The following is a 19164-nucleotide window of genomic DNA, read 5'->3' as shown; positions in this document are numbered from 1 at the left end:
GAGCGCTGGCGCAACCGCCACAGGGCGGTTGCGCGGGCCTCAGCGCTTGAGCGCTTTGATCAGGTCGTCCAGGCCATCGATCTTCAGTTCCAGGGTCAGCTGCATCAGCCGGCCCAATTCGCCGGCCGGAAACTGCCCCTTTTTGTGGAACCACAGCAGGTACTCGTCAGGCAGGTCCACCAGCATGCGACCCTGGTACTTGCCGAAGGGCATCGGCGTACGCGCGATCTTCAGCAGCATTTCCTTGTCGAGCATGGGGGCGGCTTATTTCTTCAGCTTGATCTTGCAGCTGCCGGCGTCGAAACGCTCGGTGGCGACCGGGGCGTTGGTCTTGTACTCGGTGAAGCTGTAAGTGAGGATCGCCCCCTCGGCCAGCAACTGGCGGTAGGCGGTGTTGCTGCACACGCTGTCACCCAGCTGGCTGCGCACGCTGTCGGGGTTCTCGCGCATGCGCTCGGCATGGCTGGCGCGCACGCTGAGGTGGTTGATCAGCTGCGGCCCTTCGACGGTGTAGCCCTGGTCGAGGATGTCCTCGTTGATCGCGCGCGGGGTGCCTTCGCTGCTTTCCTTGGCGACCTTTTCCAGGGTCTGGGTCAGTTCGAAGTCCTTCTTCGATGCGGCTTGCGCGACGGGAATGACGAGGCAGAGGGCGAGGGCGGTGAGGCGCAGCATGGGCATCTCCTGACAATGGTGCCGATTCGACCGTGGCGAGCCTTCCGGGTTCGACGGTCATTCAAGCCGCCTATTGTCCCTTAAAACGGCGCGCATGCCGAGGAACTGTTACCTCGGGCCCCAGGGAGAGCCGCCAGGCGGCCAACCCCGTCAAAGGATGGGGGGAGCTTTGCGCAACTCTCCGGTCACAACCTCTGCCCTCCGAGCGGGAGGGTCGACCATCGGGAGGTCCAGCCGCCGCGCAAGGCGGTGCCATTTTCATGCTGCTTCTGCGGTAGGGCGGACTCTTGCCGATGCGTCGGGCGAATCATCCCATCGCAGGAGAAGAACAATGACAAGAATATTGCGCCCCTGGCCGCTAGCCCTGGGATCCTGGTGCCTGATCGCGGTTCCCGCACAACAGGCCGAGGCGTCCGGCTATCACTTCGGCTCACAGTCGGTGTCCGCCCAGGGCACCGCTCATGCCAACGGCGCCGAAGCGGCTGACGCCTCGACCATCTTCTACAATCCCGCCGGCATGGCCCGCCTGCCGGGTAACCAGGTTACCGGCGGCCTGACCATCCTGCTGCCCAAGGGCGAGTACGATGACGACGGCTCCACCGACGTGTTCGGCAACCGCACCGGCGAGGGCGATGGCGACGCCGGTTCCTACCTGCCGGACGCGGCCGCCGCGCCGAACTTCTACTTTTCCCACCAGGTGAACGACACCATCAACATCGGCCTGGGGATCTTCACGCCCTACGGCGCCAAGCTGGACTACGAAAAGGACTGGAGCGGCCGCTACGGCATCCAGTCGGCCTCGCTGGAAACCGTCACCTTCAACCCGAGCATTTCCTTTCGCCTCAACGAGCACCACAGCGTCGGCTTCGGTGTTTCGGCCCAGTACATACGCTCCATCCAGCGTGGCGCCGCCGACGTGAAGGGCGCCTCGCGGCAACTGGCCGGGCAGTTCGTCAAGGAGAACCAGGACGTCACCGAACTGGCCGCCTCGCCGCTGGGGCAGGCGGTGATCCCGCTGGTCTACGGGGTGCAGGTGCCGGAGGAGGTGACCAGTTGTAACGGCCAGAACGGCGACGCCTTCGTCGACTGCGTGGCGAAGAACTTCTCCGACAACGTCCAGGGCGACGGCTACTTCCGCGTGAAGGGCGATGACTGGGGCTACGGCTGGAACTTCGGCTACCTGTGGGAGCCCACCGAGCGTACGCGCTTTGGCATCGCTTACCGCTCGCGGATCAAGCACGAGCTGGAAGGCAAGACCAAGTGGAGCTTTTCCGACGTGCAGGGCACGGTGCCGTCGCCGGACACCGATCTCAGCGGCGGCCTGGACCTGGGCATCATCGAACTGCCGCCCAAGGATGCCATTCAGCAACTGTTCGACCCGGACCAGTGGGTCAATCCCGGCCAGTTTGCGGCTACCCGGCTGCACCCCAACTCCGATGCCAAGGTCACCATCGACACGCCCGAGTCGCTCTCCATCAACGGGTTCCACCAGCTCAACGACAAGGTCGCGCTGATGGCCGACGTGACCTGGACGCGCCATTCGCGGCTGGATTCGGTGGATATCGGCATCGACCAGGTGCAGGGCTACCCCTACTTCAACGGCGTCAACGAGGGTGACTTGAGCGTCAAGCAGGACTGGAAGAACACCTACAAGGTCTCCCTGGGGATGAACTACCAGTTCAATGACGACCTGCTGCTGCGCAGCGGCATCGCCTACGACAAGACCCCGGTGAGCGGCGACGGCCTGCGCCACCCGGCCTTCCCCGACGCCAACCGTAAGTGGCTGTCGCTGGGCGCCAATTACCACTTCACCAAGGACACCTCGGTGGACCTGGCCTACAGCTTCGTGAAGTTCGACAGCGGCAAGATGGACTACGCCGACGGCTGCTCGCCGGCCGGCTGGGCGCCCGGCTCCGGTGGTCTCTACGTCGACAGCGGCGTGCGCTGTACCGGCAACGGAGGCAACTACAAGGGGGAATACAAGCAGCAGATCCAGTTCATCGGCCTGGCACTCAACCACAGCTTCTGAAGGCCGCATATCTCCAAGCTACTTACTTTGAAAGCCACCGCGCCGCTCGCAGGGAGGCGGGCGGCAGCTCTGGTACAATCGGCGGTCCGCAACCGTCGTCCCGTTCGAGCTTTCGATGTCCCGTCCGCTTCTCCTCATCCCGGTGGCTGCAGCATGAGCCACGCCGTCGCCCGCCTTCGTGACGAACGCCTGGCCCGCTGCCTCAAGCCGTTCTTTGCCCGTGGCTCGCGCTCGCCGCGCTGCCCCGGTTGCCGCCTGCGCCCGAACTACTGCATGTGCAGCCTGCGCCCGCAGGTCGAGTCCAGCTCGGCGATGTGCCTGGTGATGTTCGACACCGAGCCGCTCAAGCCCAGCAACACCGGCTGGCTGATCGCCGAAACCGTGCCCGAGACCTGGGCCTTCGGCTGGTCGCGCATCGAGGTCGACCCGGCGCTGCTGGCGTTGCTCGACGATCCGCAGTGGCAGCCCTACGTGGTGTTCCCCGGGGAGTTCGTCCAGCCCGAGCGCGTGGTCACCACGGTGGAGCCGCAGGACGGCAAGCGTCCGCTGTTCATCCTGCTCGACGCCACCTGGAACGAAGCGCGCAAGATGTTCCGCAAGAGCCCTTATCTGGATCGCTTCCCGGTCCTGAGCATCACTCCCGACGCGCTGTCACGCTATCGCCTGCGCCGCTCCAAGTTCGACGAGCACCTGTGCACCGCCGAGGTGGCCGCGCTGTGCCTGGGCCTGGCCGGTGACCGCCGTGCGGGAGATGCGCTGGACGCCTATCTGGATGTGTTCAGCGAGCGCTACCTGGGCTCCAAACGCCAGCAGCCGCTGGACGAGCAGAGCCCGGCGCATCAGGCGTTGCGGCCGTTTACCCAGCGCTGAGCTGAACCGTAGGATGGGTGGAGGCTAGGCGATACCCATGCTGCTGATGCCAGAAGCGATGGTTATCGCTGCGCTCCACGCCATCCTACGAATGAAGCTCCGATACATGCTTGCTCGCGAACAGCATCGCTCCGGAATCGAAGGCGATCAGGCCGCCGTCGCCGTGGCCTTCTTCGGCCACAGCTGAGCGACCAGCATGCCGGCAAGCATCAGCGCGCAGCCGAAGTAGCCGCGTACATGCAGAGTTTCGTTGAGGAACAGCGCGCCGGCGATGGCGGCGAACACGGCTTCCAGCGAGAGGATGATCGCCGCGTGGGAGGCGATGGCGTGCTTCTGCGCGATGACCTGCAGGGTGAAGCCGGTGGCGACGCCGAACAGGCCGCCGTAGAGCAGGGCAGGGCCGGCCTGGATGATGGCGTCGAGGTGGATCTCTTCGAACACCAGCGCCAGGATCATGCTCACCACGGCGCAGGTGGCGAACTGCAGGAAGGCCAGGCGGATCGGGTCGTAGCGGCTGGCGAACAGGCCGACCAGCAGCACGTGGCCACCCCAGACGAAGGCGCCGGTCAGCTGCAGCCAGTCACCGGAGGCGACGTGGAAGTCCGGGCCGATGCTCAGCATGGCCATGCCAGTGACCGCCAGGGCGGCGCCGATCCAGGTGCCCATGCCGGCGCGATGGCCGATCAGCAGGCCGAGCAGCGGCACGATGATGACGTACAGGCCGGTGATGAAGCCGGAGTTGGTCACGCTGGTGAACATCAGGCCGACCTGTTGCAGGTTGATCCCCACGGTCAGCGCGGTGCCGATGGCCAGGCCGGCCAGGATCAGGCCGCGGTTGAACGGCTGGGCGCCGCGCTTGCTCGACCAGGCCAGCAGTGGCAGCAGTGCCACGGCGCCGAGGGTGAAGCGCAGGCCGGTATAGAGGAAGGGACCGATGGCATCCATCCCGAGGCGTTGCGCGACGAAGGAGACCCCCCAGATCATCGCGGTGAACAGCATCAGGAAATCGGCGCGCAGCGCATGGCTTTTCATCTTGTTCTCGTAACGGGCAGGAAAAAAAGCGGAACTCTGCCGTAACGCCGGGCCTTTGGAAAGGGGAGAGGGTTCCCGGCGGGCACAGTGGCAGGGGCTTTCAGGCCATTGTGCATGTACTGCGAGGGACGTATTCGCGGCGGACAGCGAAGCCGCTCTTTGCGTACAATGTGACAAGTAGTGCTCTACCCGTGCTCCGACCTTTCCTGCGCAAGTCTGGCTGTTATCCACGGCGGGGCTTCGGCGCGGCCTTCAAGGAAAATTCATGGCTTCCTACGAGATCCTGATCGCTGACGATCACCCGCTGTTCCGCAGTGCCCTGCACCAGGCCCTGACCATCGGTCTCGGCCCCGAGGCGCGGCTGTCGGAGGCAGCGAGTATCGCGGAGCTGGAGACGCGCCTGAACGAGAAGGCCGACTGGGACCTGGTGCTGCTGGACCTGAACATGCCCGGCGCCTATGGCTTCTCCGGGTTGGTGCTGCTGCGCGGGCAGTACCCGCAGATTCCGGTGGTGATGGTGTCGGCCCAGGAGGACGCCGCCGTGGTGCAGCGCTCCCGCGAGTTCGGCGCCAGCGGCTTCATCCCCAAATCCAGCGAACTGAGCGTGCTGCAGCAGGCCGTGCGTGCGGTGCTCGATGGTGATGTCTGGTGGCCGCCGCAGGTGGACGCCGTGACCGAGATGAGTGACGACGTGCGTGCCGCCAGCGCCGGCCTGGCCAGCCTCACGCCGCAGCAGTTCCGCGTGCTGACCATGGTCTGCGAAGGCCTGCTGAACAAGCAGATCGCCTTCGAGCTGAGCGTCTCCGAAGCCACCGTGAAGGCCCACGTGACTGCGATCTTCCGCAAGCTGAACGTGCGCACGCGTACCCAGGCGGCGCTGTTGCTGGCGCAGATGGAGTCGGTCCCGGGGGTCTGAGGCCCCTCACATCCCGGCGCTGAGGCCGTCACATTCTGTAATGGCCTTGACCCCTTTTTGACGATCGCTGGTATAGAGTGCCGCGACCTTTGCCTGTGAGAACCCCACGTGTCCGCTTCCCCCTTCAAGGGCCAGACCGGCCTGAAACGCATCTTCAATGCCGCCGGCTACTCCCTGGCCGGCTTCGCCGCCGCCTTCAAGGGTGAAGCGGCCTTCCGCCAGCTGGTGCTGATCAACGTCATCCTGATCCCGCTGTCGTTCTTCTGCGACGTGACCCGTGGTGAACGCGCGCTGATGATCGCCGTGTGTCTGCTGGCGCTGATCGTCGAGCTGCTCAACTCCGCCATCGAGGCGGTGGTGGACCGGGTTTCCCTGGAGCGCCACCCGCTGTCGAAGAACGCCAAGGACATGGGCAGCGCTGCCCAGTTCGTTGCTCTGACCATCATCACCGTGACCTGGGCGGGCATCCTGCTGGGGTGATTCCTGTAGGAGCGAGCTTGCTCGCGAACGCTTCACGCCGCCGATATCGGGAGGGCGATGTTCGCGAGCAAGCTCGCTCCTACAAAGAGCAGCTTTCAGGGAATCATCGGCAGGACGATATCGTCGCTGCGCGTCACCCCGGCGGTTTCACTGCGGCACAGTTCCAGGAACTCGCGCATGGTCGCGGTCTGGTACTTCTGCCGGTGCCAGATGAAGTAGAACTGCCGGCGCAGGTCCAGGTCCGGCGTTTCCACCGGCACCAGGCTGCCGCGGCGGAAGGCGTCGCGCAGGGCCAGGCGCGAGATGCAGCCAATCCCCAGCCCTGATTCCACCGCGCGCTTGATCGCTTCGGTGTGCTCCAACTCCAGCCGCACGTTCAGCGGTTCCACATGGTGACGCATGGCCTGGTCGAAGGTCAGCCGCGTGCCCGAGCCCTGTTCCCGCAGAATCCACGCTTCCTCCGTCAGCCGCTCCAGGCTCGCACGTCCGTCACGGGCGAGCGGGTGCTGCGGCGCGCAGAACACCACCAGTTCATCTTCCATCCACGGCTGCACTTCGATGTCCGGGTGCTGGCAGTCGCCTTCGATCAGACCCAGGTCCAGTTCGTAGTGGGCCACGCGCTGCACCACGTGGGCGGTGTTGTGCACATGCAAGCGCACCCGGCAGTCGGGCTGGCGCTGCATGAAGGTGCCGATCAGCAGGGTCGCCAGGTAGTTGCCGATGGTCAGGGTGGCGCCCAGGTCCAGCGAACCGAAGGCGCTCTTGCCATTGAGCATGTTCTCGATCTCGCTGCCGCGGTCGAGCAGGGCCACCGCCTGGGGCAGTAATTGGCGGCCGAGGGCGTTGAGCGTGAGGCGCTTGCCGGAGCGGTCGAACAGTTTGCAGTCGAACTGCCGCTCCAGCTCACCCAGAGAGGTGCTGGTGGCCGACTGCGACATGGACAACGCCTCGGCGGCGCGGGAGACGCTTTCCTGCTGGGCGACGGCAACGAAGACTTCGAGCTGGCGCAGGGTGAACTTCATTCTGTGGGGCTCCGGAGAGGGCCGCGCGACATTTCGTCACCCCGGCGTAGGAAGTACCTGACGGTATCCTTTTGCGGCGACTGGGCGGCCTTATCTGCGTTTTGGATTAGCAATATCCAGATAATTTATTTTGCGGATATTGTCGCCGCCTATAAAATGTCGCGCAATTGCGCTACGTCCGGGATCTGCTGGGGTGCGCCACGTTTCTCCTAGGAGTCCTTGATGAGCAACCTGTACACCGAGCGCGTTCTCAGCGTGCACCACTGGAACGACACCCTCTTCAGCTTCAAGACCACCCGTAACCCGGGTCTGCGCTTCAAGACCGGTCAGTTCGTGATGATCGGCCTGGAAGTCAACGGTCGTCCGCTGATGCGCGCGTACAGCATCGCCAGCCCGAACTACGAAGAGCACCTGGAGTTCTTCAGCATCAAGGTCCCGGACGGTCCGCTGACTTCGCGTCTGCAGCACCTGAAGGAAGGCGACGAGCTGATGGTCAGCCGCAAGCCCACCGGCACCCTGGTGCTGGACGACCTCAAGCCCGGCCGGCACCTGTACCTGCTGAGCACCGGCACCGGCATGGCGCCGTTCCTGTCGGTGATCCAGGACCCGGAAGTCTACGAGCGCTTCGAGAAGGTCATCCTGGTCCACGGCGTACGCTGGGTCAGCGAACTGGCCTACTCCGACTTCATCACCAAGGTCCTGCCGGAGCACGAGTACTTCGGCGACATGGTGAAAGAGAAGCTGATCTACTGCCCGCTGGTCACCCGTGAAGAATTCCACAGCATGGGCCGCCAGACCGACCTGATGCGCAGCGGCAAGCTGTTCGCCGACATCGGCCTGCCGCCGATGAACCCGCAGGACGACCGCGCGATGATCTGCGGCAGCCCGAGCATGCTCGACGAGACCAGCGAAGTGCTGAACGGCTTCGGCCTGCAGATCTCCCCGCGCATGGGCGAGCCGGGCGACTACCTGATCGAGCGCGCCTTCGTAGAGAAGTAAACCGAGCAGTCAGTAGCACCGTTCAGTCAGAAGAACGCCGCGATCCCCCTGGGAGCGCGGCGTTTTTTATTGCGCGCGGAATTCGTGTCGGGACGGCTTTCGTAGGACCGAGGGGGCGTCCAGCCCTTGCTCGCGAACCGGGACAGACCGTGCCTTGCAGGTTTGCGAGCAAGCTCGCTCCTACAAGTGCGTCAGACCAGGCGCTGGCCGGAAACCGCCGGGTGATACAGCGGCTGCACCTTGTTCCCCGCCGGGTCGAGCAGGTGGAAGCTGCGCGCGCCGTCGCCATGGTCGAAAGGGCGGTCCAGCAGGGTCACGCCGCGCGCCTTGAAGTACTGGTACCAGGCTTCCAGCTCTTCCACGCTGTCGACGACGAAGCCGTAGTGGTCCAGGGTCTGCAGGCCGTTGGCCGCGCCCAAGCCACGGCCCAGCGAGAGGTTGTCGTTGCCGCAGGTGAGGTAGACCAGGTCTTCGTTGGCGCGATTGAGCACCTGCATGCCGAGCACATCGACGTAGAAGCGCTCGCACTCCTCGAGGTTCGGTACCAGCAGGGCGAGGTGACGCAGGCCATTGAGGCGGCCGGGGCGGGCGGGGAGATCGGACATGGACGCGGTTCCTTTTTTGTATACAATTTGATTTCAAATTTAAAACAAAAGGAACGCCCTGTGTACAGTCTGTTCATCAAGACCCGCGTGAAGCCCGGCAGCGCCGAGGATTTTCTCCACGCCATCAAGGCCAATGCCGCCGCTTCGGTGTCCAGCGAACCCGGTTGCCTGGTCTTCGATGTGTCCCAGGATCGCCTCGACCCGGACGTCATCTATCTCTATGAGATCTACCGCGACGACGCGGCCTACGAGGCGCACACGCAAACGGCGCACTTCCGCGACAGCCGTCCGCTGGTGGAGCCGCTGATCCTCGAGCAGGAGTGCTTCGAGAGCGACGTGATCGCCCTCAATCCGGTGGACTGACGCCGGCTTCAGTCGGCGGCGCGTTGCACGTCCAGCACGCGGATCTCGCCGTCGGCGGGGTAGTGCCAGTGCACGTCCAGGTCCCACAGGCGCACGCCATAGCGGCGCTCGGGCGGCGGCTTCTGGTAGGCCGGGCGCGGGTCCTGGGCGAGGCACTGCTCGATGAGTTCGGTCACCGGCTGGCCGAGACGCAGGCCTTGTTCATGGGCCTGAAGCAGGGCTTCGTCGCTCCAGCGCACGGGGATGGGGGCGGGCGGCGCGTCGGCGATGGCGTTGTGTGCGTCCGGCACGATGTCGGCGTAGGGCACGTAGGGCTTGATGTCGATGACCGGGGTGCCATCCAGCAAATCGATGCCGGATAGCCAGAGGCGGCCGGGCTCGACCTTCTCCAGTTTCACCACGGATTGACCGAGGCCATTGGGCCGGTGGGTGGCGCGGGTGGCGAACACGCCCATCGACTGGTTGCCGCCCAGGCGCGGCGGGCGCACCTTCAGCCGCGGCTTGTCTTCCAGCGCCTGATGGAAGAGGAAGATCAGCCAGATGTGACTGAGCTGCTCCAGGCCGTCCACCGCGTCGCCGGTGTCGAACGGCGGCAGCAGTTCCAGCACGCCGGTCGCGGCCGGGGCCAGTTGCGGCTGGCGCGGGATGGCGAACTTCTCCTTGAAGCAGGAGCGGACGTGGCCGATCGGCGAGATGCTGTAGGACATGGCGGCACGGGTTGTTGCAGGGGCCGCCATGGTACCTGATTCGCTCTCGTCGCTGGCTTCAGCCGAGGTGGAAGCCGCCATCGATGGGGATGATGTTGCCGGTCATGTAGGCGCCGGCGCTACTCGCCAGACTGATCGCCAGGGCGGACATCTCCTCCTCGCGGCCCCAGCGGCCCATGGGGATGACCGCGGTGTCCTCGGCCATGGCCTGCTCGTCGTTGGCGATGTGGCGGGTCATCTTGCTGGGGAAGCGGCCGGGGGCGATGACGTTGACGTTGATGTGGTCCTTCACCAGTTCGCGGGCGAGCATGCGCGACAGCTGGTGCAGCGCGGCCTTGCTCGGGCCGTAGGCGTAGGCGTTCTCGCCGTGGGAGGTGACCCCGGCCACCGAGCCGATGTTGATCACCCGCGCCGGGTTCTGCGCGCTGCCGCCTTTCTTCAGCAGCGGCAGCAGTTGCTGGATGCAGCTGAATACGGCGGTGACGTTGAGTTGCATGACCTTCTCCCAGCCCGAGGCGGGGTAGCTTTCCAGCGGCGCGCCCCAGGTGGTGCCAGCGTTGTTCACCAGGATGTCGAGGTGGTCGAGGCGCTCGTTCAGCTCGGTGGCCAGGGCGCGGGCGCCTTCCTCGGTGGCGAGGTTGGCCGGCAGGCCGATGCATTCGCCGTACTGCGACAGCTCAGTGGCGGTGTCGGCGCAGGCAGCGCCATCGCGGGCACAGATGATCACCCTGGCGCCGGCTTCGAGCAGGCCCTGGGCGATCATCCGGCCGATACCACGGGTGCCGCCGGTGACCAGGGCGGTCCGTCCGGCGAGGGAAAAGTACGGGTGCATGAGCCTCTCCTGGCTGGTTTTTCGGCTCACCCTAGCGGGATCGCCGGGCCGCTCCGAGCACTATCCAATCGGGAAATGGCGGCGCATTACGCGATGGCTGCATTTTCTTAACCTGCGCATAACCAATGCTGCCCTAGTGTCCCGCGCACGTTCGAGAGGCCGGGGGCCGGGTGATGCTGGGTTGGAACAACGATCGCAAGGCGCTGGCGCTGCTGCTGGGCGTGACGCTGGTGCTGCTGGTGTGCGGGCTGGGCTGGCGCGAGGTCTGGGGGCCGGAAGTGCGCTGGGCGGATATCTCGCTGCAGATGCTGCAGTCGGGCGATTACTTCGATCCCTACCTTCGCGGCGCGCCGTATTACGACAAGCCACTGCTGTCTTATTGGCTGATCACCGCGCCGGCCAGCCTGTTCGGCCTCAATCACTGGACCCTGCGTATCAGCACCGTGCTTTCTGGCCTGGGCAGCGTCTGGCTGACCTGGTGGCTGGGCGAGCGCCTGCTGCGCAAGGGCACCGGGCTGCTGGCCGGTTGGCTGCTGGCGACCACCTTCTACTTCCTGTTCTGGGCGCGGGTGGCGACGGCGGACATGCTCACCGTGTTCGGCGTGCTGGCGGCGTTGGCCTGGTACTGGCGGGACCCGGAAGATACGCGCTTCTCCGGCTACCTGGGCTTCTTCCTGATCCTGTCGCTGACGTCGCTCTGCAAGGGGCTGATCGGCTTCATCCTGCCGGGGCTGGTGTTGCTGCCGCACCTGCTGGCAGAGGGTCGCTGGCGCCGGCACCTGAACCTGCGGCTGGTGGCCGCGCTGGTAGTGGCAGGCGGCGTGTATGCGATTCCTTTCGTGCTGTCGCACTTCTATGGTCAGCCCAGCTACGGCGAGAGTGGCCTTGCGCTGGTGTTCAAGGAAAACGTGGTGCGTTTCTTCGATCCCTTCGACCACATGGGGCCGATCTACACCTACCTGATCTATCTGCCGGCCTACACCTTGCCTTGGGCGCCGCTGTGGATCATCGGCCTGTGGTATGCCGTGCGCCGCTGGAAGCAGCTGCAGCCCAATGCGCGCTGGCTGGTCTGGGCGCTGGCGCTGCTGTTCGTGTTCTTCACCGCCAGCGGCAGCCGCCGCAGTTACTACGTTCTGCCGCTGGTGCCGTTCGCCCAGTTACTGGCGGCCTGGTGGGTGGTCGAGTCGCGGCATGAGCGTGGGCTCGAAGGGCTGGGGCGCGTCTGGCCTAAAGCGCTAGGGGTGGGTGCGGCGCTGATGCTGTTGGTGCTGGGCGTGGCTTACCCATGGAGCAATGGCGGTGGAGGGGTTCCGCAGTTCGCCAGGGACGTGCGCGCCGCGGCAGAACAGAGCGCGCCCTGGTCGCAGTGGCGGGTGCTGTTCCTCGGGGACGACGATGCGCGTCTGCCGATGTATCTGGCGCAGCACGGGCAGCGGCAAGCCCATCCCTTCTTTTATGTTCACTCCGGTTATCCGCAGGGCGACAGTGCCGCGCTGTTCGTCTGGCTTCGCCAGACCACCGGCGAGGAATGGGACCCGGCGCGTACCCTGATCATCTCCCAGGTGACCCGCGAGGGAGATCAGCCGCTGAACTGGCTGACGGCGGATCACCGGTTGATCGAGTCGCAGCTGAACAACGGCCAGCGTCTGGGCCACGCGAAGAACAAGGAGGCGAGCCTGGCCTATCTGCCGGTGAGCAAGCCGGCGCCGCTCAGCTCAAGCGCAGTGCCCGGCGCAGCAGAAGCAGGTAAGGCGGCAGATTGACCGCAACCACTACCAGGCCGAGGACGACCTGTATCGCCTCCGTCAGGCCGGCGGGGTAGATCAGCGGGATCAGGTAATGCTCGATGAAGCCCCCGCTGTAGCCGCTGTCGCCGGCCAGGGCGCGGAAGTGGTTTTCCAGCGGGGTGAGCGGGCAGTAGAGGTGGAGGAATTCCACCGCCATGCCCCAGGCCGCCGCTGGCACGTGCAGCCACGCCAGGCGCGGCCAGCGCAGCACCAGCAGGCCGCCGAGCAGCACGAAGAGGATGAACCCCAGGTGCAGCAGGACCACGGCGTCAGCGGCGAGGCGGTAGAGCACGGTGGCCTCAGCGCTGCTGGCGCTGGGTCAGGCCCTTGAGGAAGTTGCGCAGCAACTGGTCGCCGCAGGGGCGGTAGTTGTTGTGGCCGGGTTTGCGGAACAGCGCACCCAGTTCGGTCTTGGTGACGATGAAGCTGACGCTGTCGAGGATTGCCAGGATGTCGTCGTCGCGCAGCTCGAAGGCGACGCGCAGCTTCTTCAGGGTGATGTTGTTGGTCAGCGGCAGCTCCACCGGCGGCAGCGGGCGCGATTCGTCGCGGCCGCGGCGATGCACGATCAGGCCGTCGAGGAAGTGCGCCAGCACGCGGTCGCTGCACGGCTTGAAGTCCGGCTCGTCGTCGCGGGCGAGGTAGGCGCCGATTTCCTCGGCGCTGACGTTGAACCCGGCGAGCGCAGTGATCTCGGCCACCTGGGCATCGCGGATGTCCAGCAGGTAGCGCAGGCTGCGTAGCACGTCGTTGTTGGTCATGTTCTTACCCTTGAAATGAAAAGCCCCGCTTCAGCGGGGCTTTTGCGGATCAGACCAGTTCGGCCCAGAGGTCGTACTCGTCGGCGTCGGTGATGCGTACACGCACCTTGTCGCCCGGTTTCACGTCGAAGCTGTCGATGTACACGGCGCCGTCGATTTCCGGGGCGTCGGCGTAGGAGCGGCCGACCGCGCCTTCATCGTCCACTTCGTCGATCAGCACGTCGATTTCCTTGCCGATCTTCAGCTGCAGGCGGGCGGCGGAGATTGCCTGCTGGTGCGCCATGAAGCGCTCCCAGCGGTCCTGCTTGACGTCGTCGGGTACCACATCCAGGCCCAGGTCGTTGGCCGGGGCACCTTCCACCGGGGAGTACTGGAAGCAGCCGACGCGGTCGAGCTGGGCTTCGGTCAGCCAGTCCAGCAGGTACTGGAAGTCTTCCTCGGTCTCGCCGGGGAAGCCGACGATGAAGGTGGAGCGGATGGTCAGCTCGGGGCAGATCTCGCGCCACTTCTTGATGCGCGCCAGGGTCTTGTCCTCGAAGGCGGGGCGCTTCATGGACTTCAGCACTTTCGGGCTGGCGTGCTGGAAGGGGATGTCGAGGTAGGGCAGCAGCTTGCCCTCGGCCATCAGCGGGATCACGTCGTCGACGTTGGGGTACGGGTAGACGTAGTGCAGGCGCACCCACACGCCCATCGACGAGAGCGCCTCGCACAGCTCCAGCATGCGGGTCTTCACCGGCTGGCCGTCCCAGAAGTCCAGCTTGTACTTCAGGTCCACGCCATAGGCGCTGGTGTCCTGGGAGATGACCAGCAGCTCCTTGACGCCGGCCTTGACCAGGCGCTGGGCTTCGCTGAGCACGTCGCCGACCGGGCGGCTGACCAGCTTGCCGCGCATCGACGGGATGATGCAGAAGCTGCAGCTGTGGTTGCAGCCTTCGGAAATCTTCAGGTAGGCGTAGTGACGCGGGGTCAGCTTGATGCCCTGCGGCGGCACCAGGTCGATCAGCGGGTTGTGCTCGGCCTTGGGCGGGATCACCTCGTGGACGGCGTTGACCACCTGCTCGTACTGCTGCGGGCCGGTCACGGCGAGCACGCTGGGGTGCACGTCACGGATGCTGTCTTCGGCGACGCCCATGCAGCCGGTGACGATCACCTTGCCGTTCTCGGCGATGGCTTCGCCGATGGCGTCCAGGGACTCGGCCTTGGCGCTGTCGATGAAGCCGCAGGTGTTCACCACCACCACGTCTGCGTCCTGGTAGGTGGGGACGATTTCGTACCCTTCCATGCGCAACTGGGTGAGGATGCGTTCGGAGTCGACGGTCGCTTTCGGGCATCCGAGCGAGACGAATCCGACTTTGGGTGTGGCGGTGGACATGTGCGGCTAACCTCGAAGGGCGCGCTGGCGGCGCCTCTGATCAAAAAGTGCGCAATTCTAGCGGCGTCCCGCGCACTTGACCAGCCTCTCTGGGACAAGCTGTCGCACGCCGCCTGACAGCCCCGTTCGCCCGGTAATTCCGGGCAACAGGCTCTATAGTCATTCAGAACCTTCTTACCCGGCTCTTGCATCGACGAAAGGGTCGGAGCAGGATGCGCCGAATTTTTTTGAGGAATTTTGTTACATGTCCGATGCAAGCGCCGGCACCGTTGAGCATGAGCAGCCCCATTCGAGCTCCGCGATCGGCCTGATGGTCGGCGCCGTGGGCGTCTGCTACGGCGATATCGGCACCAGCCCGCTGTACACCCTCAAGGAAGTCTTCGTCGGCGGTTATGGCGTACAGGCCAACCATGACGGCGTGCTCGGCGTGCTTTCGCTGATCTTCTGGTCGCTGATCTGGGTGGTGTCGATCAAGTACGTGATCTTCGTACTGCGCGCCGACAACCAGGGTGAGGGCGGGGTGATGGCGCTATCGGCGCTGGCGCGCCGCGCCGCTACCGGCCGCCACAAGCTGCAGGCATTCATGGTGGTGGCCGGGTTGATCGGCGCCGCACTGTTCTATGGCGACAGCATGATCACTCCGGCGATCTCGGTACTCTCGGCCATCGAGGGCCTGGAGATCGCCTTCGACGGCCTGGAGCACTGGGTGGTGCCGCTGTCGCTGATCGTGCTGGTGGGCCTGTTCCTGATCCAGAAGCACGGCACCGCGCGCATCGGCATTCTCTTCGGGCCGATCATGGTGGCATGGTTCCTGGCCCTGGCTGCTCTGGGCGCCTATGGCGTGTCGCAGCAGCCGGAAGTACTCAAGGCGATGAACCCGGCCTGGGCCTTCAACTTCTTCGTTTCCCACCCGGGCATCGGCGTCGCCATCCTCGGCGCCACCGTGCTGGCGCTGACCGGTGCCGAAGCGCTCTACGCCGACATGGGCCACTTCGGCCGCAAGCCCATCGCCCGCGCCTGGTTCGCCCTGGTGCTGCCGGCGCTGGTGCTGAACTACTTCGGCCAGGGCGCGACCATCCTGGTCAACCCTGAAGCCGCGCGTAACCCCTTCTATCTGACCGCGCCGGGCTGGGCGCTGGTGCCGATGGTGGCGCTGTCCACCGCGGCCACCGTGATCGCCTCGCAGGCGGTAATCTCCGGCGCCTTCTCGCTGACCCGCCAGGCCATCCAGCTGGGCTACGTGCCGCGCATGTCGATCCAGCACACCTCGAGCCACGAGCAGGGACAGATCTATATTCCCGGCGTGAACTGGGCGCTGATGGTCGGCGTGGTGCTGCTGGTGCTCGGCTTCGAATCCTCCGCGGCCCTGGCCTCGGCCTATGGCGTGGCGGTGACCGGCACCATGCTGATGACTACCCTGCTGATGGGCGTGGTCGTCTGGCTGCTGTGGAAGTGGCCGCTGTGGCTGGCCATCCCGTTCTTCCTGATGATGCTGTTCGTCGACACCCTGTTCTTCGCCGCGAACCTGCCCAAGGTCGTTCAGGGCGGCGCCTTCCCGGTGATCGCCGGTATCGGCCTGTTCATCCTGATGACTACCTGGAAGCGTGGTCGCCAACTGCTGGTGGATCGCCTCGACGAAGGCTCGCTGCCGCTGCCGCTGTTCATTTCCAGCATCCGCTCGCAGCCGCCGCATCGCGTGCAGGGCACTGCCGTATTCCTCACCGCCCGCACCGACGCCGTGCCCCATGCGCTGTTGCACAACCTGCTGCACAACCAGGTGCTGCATGAGCAGGTCGTGCTGCTCACCGTGGTCAACGAAGACAGCCCGCGTGTTACGGCCGACCGCCGCTTCGAGGTGGATGCCTACGGCGAAGGCTTCTTCCGCGTGGTGCTGCACTTCGGCTTCATGGAAGACCCGGACATCCCGCAGGCGCTCAAGCTGTGCCACCTCAACGAGCTGGATTTCAGCCCGATGCGCACCACCTATTTCCTCAGCCGCGAGACGGTGATCCCGTCCAAGCTGATCGGCATGGCGCGCTGGCGCGAGGCGTTGTTTGCCTTCCTGCTGAAGAACGCCAATGGCAACCTGCGCTACTTCAACCTGCCACTGAACCGAGTGATCGAGCTGGGTACGCAGGTGGAAATCTGAGTTCTTGCTGTATGAAAAAAACGCGCCAATGGGCGCGTTTTTTCATTTTGGAGTTTTGATGCAGGAACGCCGCGCCTGGCCTAGCGCGCCAGCGCTTCTTCCGGCGACTCGTGGCGGCGGTAGGGGAACACGTCGATCACCTTGCCGGCACGAATCTGCTCCTGCAGACCCTTCCAGTAGTCCGCGTCGAACAGGTTGCCATGCAGCTTGGCGAATTGCCGGCGCAGCTTCAGGTCGACGAACAGGAAACGCGGAAACTCTTCCGGGAACACGTCCATCGGCCCCACCGAGTACCAGGGTTCGGAGGACATCTCGTCCTCTTCGTAGCGCGCCGGCGGGATGTGGCGGAAATGCACTTCGGTCAGGTAGCAGATCTCGTCGTAGTCGTAGAACACCACGCGGCCATGGCGGGTGACGCCGAAGTTCTTCAACAGCATGTCGCCGGGGAAGATGTTCGCCGCCGCCAGTTGCTTGATCGCCAGGCCGTAGTCCTTCAGCGCTTCCTCCACCTGCGCCGGTGTGGCGTGCTCCAGGTAGATGTTCAGCGGGGTCATGCGGCGCTCGGTCCAGCAGTGACGGATCAGCACCACGTCGCCCTCCAGCATGACGGTGGAGGGCGCGACATCCAGCAGTTCGGCGAGGCAGTCCGGGTCGAACTTGCGCACCGGGAAGCGGAAGTCGGCGAACTGCTGGGTGTCGGCCAGGCGCCCGACGCGGTCGTGGTTCTTCACCAGCTGGTACTTCTGGATCACCGTGGCGTGGTCCACGGTCTTGGCCGGGTTGAAGTTGTCCTTGATGATCTTGAACACGGTGTTGAAGCCCGGCAGGGTGAACACGCTCATCACCATGCCGCGCACGCCGGGAGCCATGACGAAGCGGTCGTCGGTGGTTGCCAGGTGGTTGATCAGTGCGCGGTAGAACTCGCTCTTGCCCTGCTTGTAGAAGCCGATGGAAGTGTACAGCTCGGCGATGTGCTTGCCCGGCAGCAGGCGCTTGAGGAAGGCGACCATCTCCGCCGGCACCGGCGCATCGACCATGAAGTAGGAGCGGGTGAAGGAGAAGATGATCGAGACTTCCGCCTCGTCGGTGATCACCGTGTCGAACTGGATGCCACGCCCCTCGTGGTGCACCAGCGGGAACACCAGCGGCCACTGCTCCTCCGGGGTGAACAGGCGGCCCACCAGGTAGGCGCCCTTGTTGCGGTAGAACACCGAGCCGATCAGCTCGATGGTCAAGGTCGGGTCCTTGCACACCCAGTCCGGCAGGTTGGCGTGCAGCAGGCTGTCCATGCGCTGCAGGTCGCGTTCGCGGTCGTCGTAGTCCACGGCGAAACGGTAGTCGTCGAAGATGCTCTCCAGCGCCTGGCGCAGCTTGCCGCCGGGACGGTAGAGGCGGGTGTGCGGGTCGCGCGAATGGGCACGCAGGGACGGTCGGGTGGTGTGCACGAACATCGTGCCGTCGCTGATGTTGTCGTGGCTGAACAGGCCGCAGAAGATCGAGTTGAACCAGGTCTCCGCCAGTTCGTCGTCCAGCCGCGGGTCGATCAGCGTGATGTAGGCGCTCTTGGCGATGGGCCAGCGCTCCACGTCGACCAGGTCGATGCCGGCCATGGCGCGGGTCAGTCGACCGACGGTCTCGGCGACCATTTCCTCGTACAGCTCGATGCGTTCGGCGGAGGCGCGCTGGGCCTCCTGCCACTGTGCCTGCTCGAAACGCGCGGGCGCTCCGGCGGTGATCTGGTGGAACTTCGCGCGGTAGTCGTCGAAGCCATCGAGGATCAGGGTCGCGATCTCGGTCGCCGGCCAGTGCTGAGCCATGGGAGCGCCTCTGCTGGGTTCTGGTGCAGCGAGCTTAGTCACGGCGAACCGGTTGGGAAAGGGCGGTTTCTTCGGCAGATCGTGCAGCTTTCCCGCAGGGTTAGCGCGTATGCTGGCCGGCCCGCTCTTGGAAAAGAGCCCAGGACACCACCCTTCGGCAAGGAGCCGGTACGCCATGCAAGACGTCCGCATCGAGCGCTGCACCGAGCAGCACATCAATGGCCTCGCAGCCCTCTACAACGACCCGGCGGTGGCGCGCCAGGTTCTGCAGATGCCCTATCAGGCGCCGGAACTGTGGCGCAAGCGCATGGTGCTGGACGACGAGCGCCGCATTTCCCTGCTGGCACTCCACCAGGGCGAGGTGATCGGCAGCGCCAGCCTGGAACAGTACCCGCGCGTGCGCCGCAGTCAGTGCGGCAGCATCGGCATGGGCGTCGCCGTGGCTTGGCAGGGACGCGGCATTGGTACGCGGCTGCTGGCCGAGCTGATGGACATCGCCGATAACTGGATGGGCCTGCGTCGAGTCGAGCTGACTGTTTATACCGACAACGAGCCGGCCATCGCGCTGTATCGCAAGTTCGGCTTCGAGGTGGAAGGAACGCTGCGTGAATTCGCCCTGCGTGACGGTGTTTATGCCGACGTGCTGAGCATGGCGCGGTTGCGCCAGAATCGCTGATGGACTTTGAAAGTCAGCTGTGGATGGATGCTCTTCACCACTGGCGTAGGCTGGTGGCTTACCTGCCTTGGAGCC

Annotated in this window: 20 protein-coding genes; 9 read left to right on the top strand and 11 right to left on the bottom strand. The window is 65.0% G+C overall.

Annotation, left to right across the window (positions count from 1 at the left end):
• Positions 1 to 39 precede the first annotated feature (39 nt).
• Positions 40 to 255: a DUF3820 family protein gene (locus tag J2T47_RS05550; protein WP_045210039.1), complete on the bottom strand. Its 216-nt coding sequence runs from the start codon at positions 253 to 255 to the stop codon at positions 40 to 42.
• Between the two features lie 9 nt (positions 256 to 264).
• Positions 265 to 672 (bottom strand): quorum-sensing-regulated virulence factor family protein, encoded by a 408-nt coding sequence (locus tag J2T47_RS05545; RefSeq protein WP_253443223.1) that lies wholly within the window; start codon positions 670 to 672, stop codon positions 265 to 267.
• A gap of 331 nt (positions 673 to 1003) precedes the next feature.
• Here J2T47_RS05545 and J2T47_RS05540 point away from each other — a divergent pair, with 331 nt between their 5' ends.
• Positions 1004 to 2701: an OmpP1/FadL family transporter gene (locus tag J2T47_RS05540; protein WP_253443221.1), complete on the top strand. Its 1698-nt coding sequence runs from the start codon at positions 1004 to 1006 to the stop codon at positions 2699 to 2701.
• Between the two features lie 153 nt (positions 2702 to 2854).
• Positions 2855 to 3571: a tRNA-uridine aminocarboxypropyltransferase gene (locus J2T47_RS05535; protein WP_253443219.1), complete on the top strand. Its 717-nt coding sequence runs from the start codon at positions 2855 to 2857 to the stop codon at positions 3569 to 3571.
• 147 nt (positions 3572 to 3718) lie between these two features.
• On the opposite strand, the gene J2T47_RS05530 is transcribed toward J2T47_RS05535, so the two are convergent.
• Positions 3719 to 4603 carry a DMT family transporter gene (locus tag J2T47_RS05530; protein WP_253443217.1) on the bottom strand — a complete coding sequence of 295 codons (885 nt, stop codon included), beginning with the start codon at positions 4601 to 4603 and terminating at the stop codon, positions 3719 to 3721.
• A 265-nt stretch (positions 4604 to 4868) separates the two neighbouring features.
• On the opposite strand from J2T47_RS05530, the gene erdR reads away from it, so the two are divergent.
• Both erdR and J2T47_RS05520 read left to right on the top strand, forming a co-directional pair.
• Positions 4869 to 5519: a response regulator transcription factor ErdR gene (gene erdR / locus J2T47_RS05525; protein ID WP_253443215.1), complete on the top strand. Its 651-nt coding sequence runs from the start codon at positions 4869 to 4871 to the stop codon at positions 5517 to 5519.
• A gap of 108 nt (positions 5520 to 5627) precedes the next feature.
• Positions 5628 to 5999: a diacylglycerol kinase gene (locus J2T47_RS05520; RefSeq protein ID WP_024765290.1), complete on the top strand. Its 372-nt coding sequence runs from the start codon at positions 5628 to 5630 to the stop codon at positions 5997 to 5999.
• A gap of 95 nt (positions 6000 to 6094) precedes the next feature.
• Here the strand turns inward: J2T47_RS05520 and J2T47_RS05515 are convergent, their stop codons facing one another.
• Positions 6095 to 7021, bottom strand: a complete 927-nt coding sequence (locus J2T47_RS05515; protein WP_253443214.1) for a LysR family transcriptional regulator — start codon at positions 7019 to 7021, stop codon at positions 6095 to 6097.
• 222 nt (positions 7022 to 7243) lie between these two features.
• Between J2T47_RS05515 and fpr the strand changes: the two genes are divergently transcribed.
• Entirely contained in the window at positions 7244 to 8020 is a 777-nt protein-coding gene (gene fpr / locus J2T47_RS05510) for a ferredoxin-NADP reductase (protein WP_081517926.1), read from the top strand.
• A 191-nt stretch (positions 8021 to 8211) separates the two neighbouring features.
• On the opposite strand, the gene J2T47_RS05505 is transcribed toward fpr, so the two are convergent.
• Positions 8212 to 8625: a VOC family protein gene (locus tag J2T47_RS05505; protein WP_253443213.1), complete on the bottom strand. Its 414-nt coding sequence runs from the start codon at positions 8623 to 8625 to the stop codon at positions 8212 to 8214.
• A 60-nt stretch (positions 8626 to 8685) separates the two neighbouring features.
• Between J2T47_RS05505 and J2T47_RS05500 the strand changes: the two genes are divergently transcribed.
• Positions 8686 to 8988, top strand: a complete 303-nt coding sequence (locus J2T47_RS05500; protein WP_081517928.1) for a putative quinol monooxygenase — start codon at positions 8686 to 8688, stop codon at positions 8986 to 8988.
• 8 nt (positions 8989 to 8996) lie between these two features.
• Here the strand turns inward: J2T47_RS05500 and tsaA are convergent, their stop codons facing one another.
• Positions 8997 to 9695, bottom strand: coding sequence for a tRNA (N6-threonylcarbamoyladenosine(37)-N6)-methyltransferase TrmO (gene tsaA, locus J2T47_RS05495; RefSeq protein WP_253443212.1), 699 nt, complete (start codon positions 9693 to 9695; stop codon positions 8997 to 8999).
• A 58-nt stretch (positions 9696 to 9753) separates the two neighbouring features.
• Entirely contained in the window at positions 9754 to 10527 is a 774-nt protein-coding gene (locus tag J2T47_RS05490; RefSeq protein WP_253443211.1) for an SDR family oxidoreductase, read from the bottom strand.
• Between the two features lie 173 nt (positions 10528 to 10700).
• Here J2T47_RS05490 and J2T47_RS05485 point away from each other — a divergent pair, with 173 nt between their 5' ends.
• Positions 10701 to 12290, top strand: coding sequence for an ArnT family glycosyltransferase (locus J2T47_RS05485; RefSeq protein WP_253443210.1), 1590 nt, complete (start codon positions 10701 to 10703; stop codon positions 12288 to 12290).
• Here J2T47_RS05485 and J2T47_RS05480 read toward each other — a convergent pair.
• From J2T47_RS05480 to rimO, 3 genes are read right to left on the bottom strand one after another with little or no spacing between them, the layout of a single operon-like run.
• Positions 12238 to 12606: a DUF2784 domain-containing protein gene (locus tag J2T47_RS05480; RefSeq protein WP_253443209.1), complete on the bottom strand. Its 369-nt coding sequence runs from the start codon at positions 12604 to 12606 to the stop codon at positions 12238 to 12240. The genes J2T47_RS05485 and J2T47_RS05480 overlap by 53 nt on opposite strands.
• 7 nt (positions 12607 to 12613) lie before the next feature.
• Complete coding sequence (locus J2T47_RS05475; protein ID WP_081517933.1) at positions 12614 to 13075, bottom strand: DUF1456 family protein; 462 nt, start codon at positions 13073 to 13075, stop codon at positions 12614 to 12616.
• A 49-nt stretch (positions 13076 to 13124) separates the two neighbouring features.
• Positions 13125 to 14447: a 30S ribosomal protein S12 methylthiotransferase RimO gene (gene rimO / locus J2T47_RS05470; protein ID WP_253443208.1), complete on the bottom strand. Its 1323-nt coding sequence runs from the start codon at positions 14445 to 14447 to the stop codon at positions 13125 to 13127.
• A gap of 244 nt (positions 14448 to 14691) precedes the next feature.
• Between rimO and J2T47_RS05465 the strand changes: the two genes are divergently transcribed.
• Positions 14692 to 16596 carry a potassium transporter Kup gene (locus J2T47_RS05465; protein WP_253443206.1) on the top strand — a complete coding sequence of 635 codons (1905 nt, stop codon included), beginning with the start codon at positions 14692 to 14694 and terminating at the stop codon, positions 16594 to 16596.
• A gap of 80 nt (positions 16597 to 16676) precedes the next feature.
• Here the strand turns inward: J2T47_RS05465 and aceK are convergent, their stop codons facing one another.
• Entirely contained in the window at positions 16677 to 18413 is a 1737-nt protein-coding gene (gene aceK, locus J2T47_RS05460; protein ID WP_253443204.1) for a bifunctional isocitrate dehydrogenase kinase/phosphatase, read from the bottom strand.
• A gap of 175 nt (positions 18414 to 18588) precedes the next feature.
• Between aceK and J2T47_RS05455 the strand changes: the two genes are divergently transcribed.
• Positions 18589 to 19089, top strand: a complete 501-nt coding sequence (locus tag J2T47_RS05455; protein WP_253443202.1) for a GNAT family N-acetyltransferase — start codon at positions 18589 to 18591, stop codon at positions 19087 to 19089.
• The last annotated feature ends 75 nt before the right edge of the window (positions 19090 to 19164 follow it).

The sequence above is a fragment of the Pseudomonas nitroreducens genome, assembly GCF_024170165.1.
Taxonomy (GTDB): Bacteria; Pseudomonadota; Gammaproteobacteria; order Pseudomonadales; family Pseudomonadaceae; genus Pseudomonas; species Pseudomonas nitroreducens_C.
Note: the sequence above shows the minus strand (reverse complement) of the source record. Positions and strands in the feature narration are given on the sequence as shown.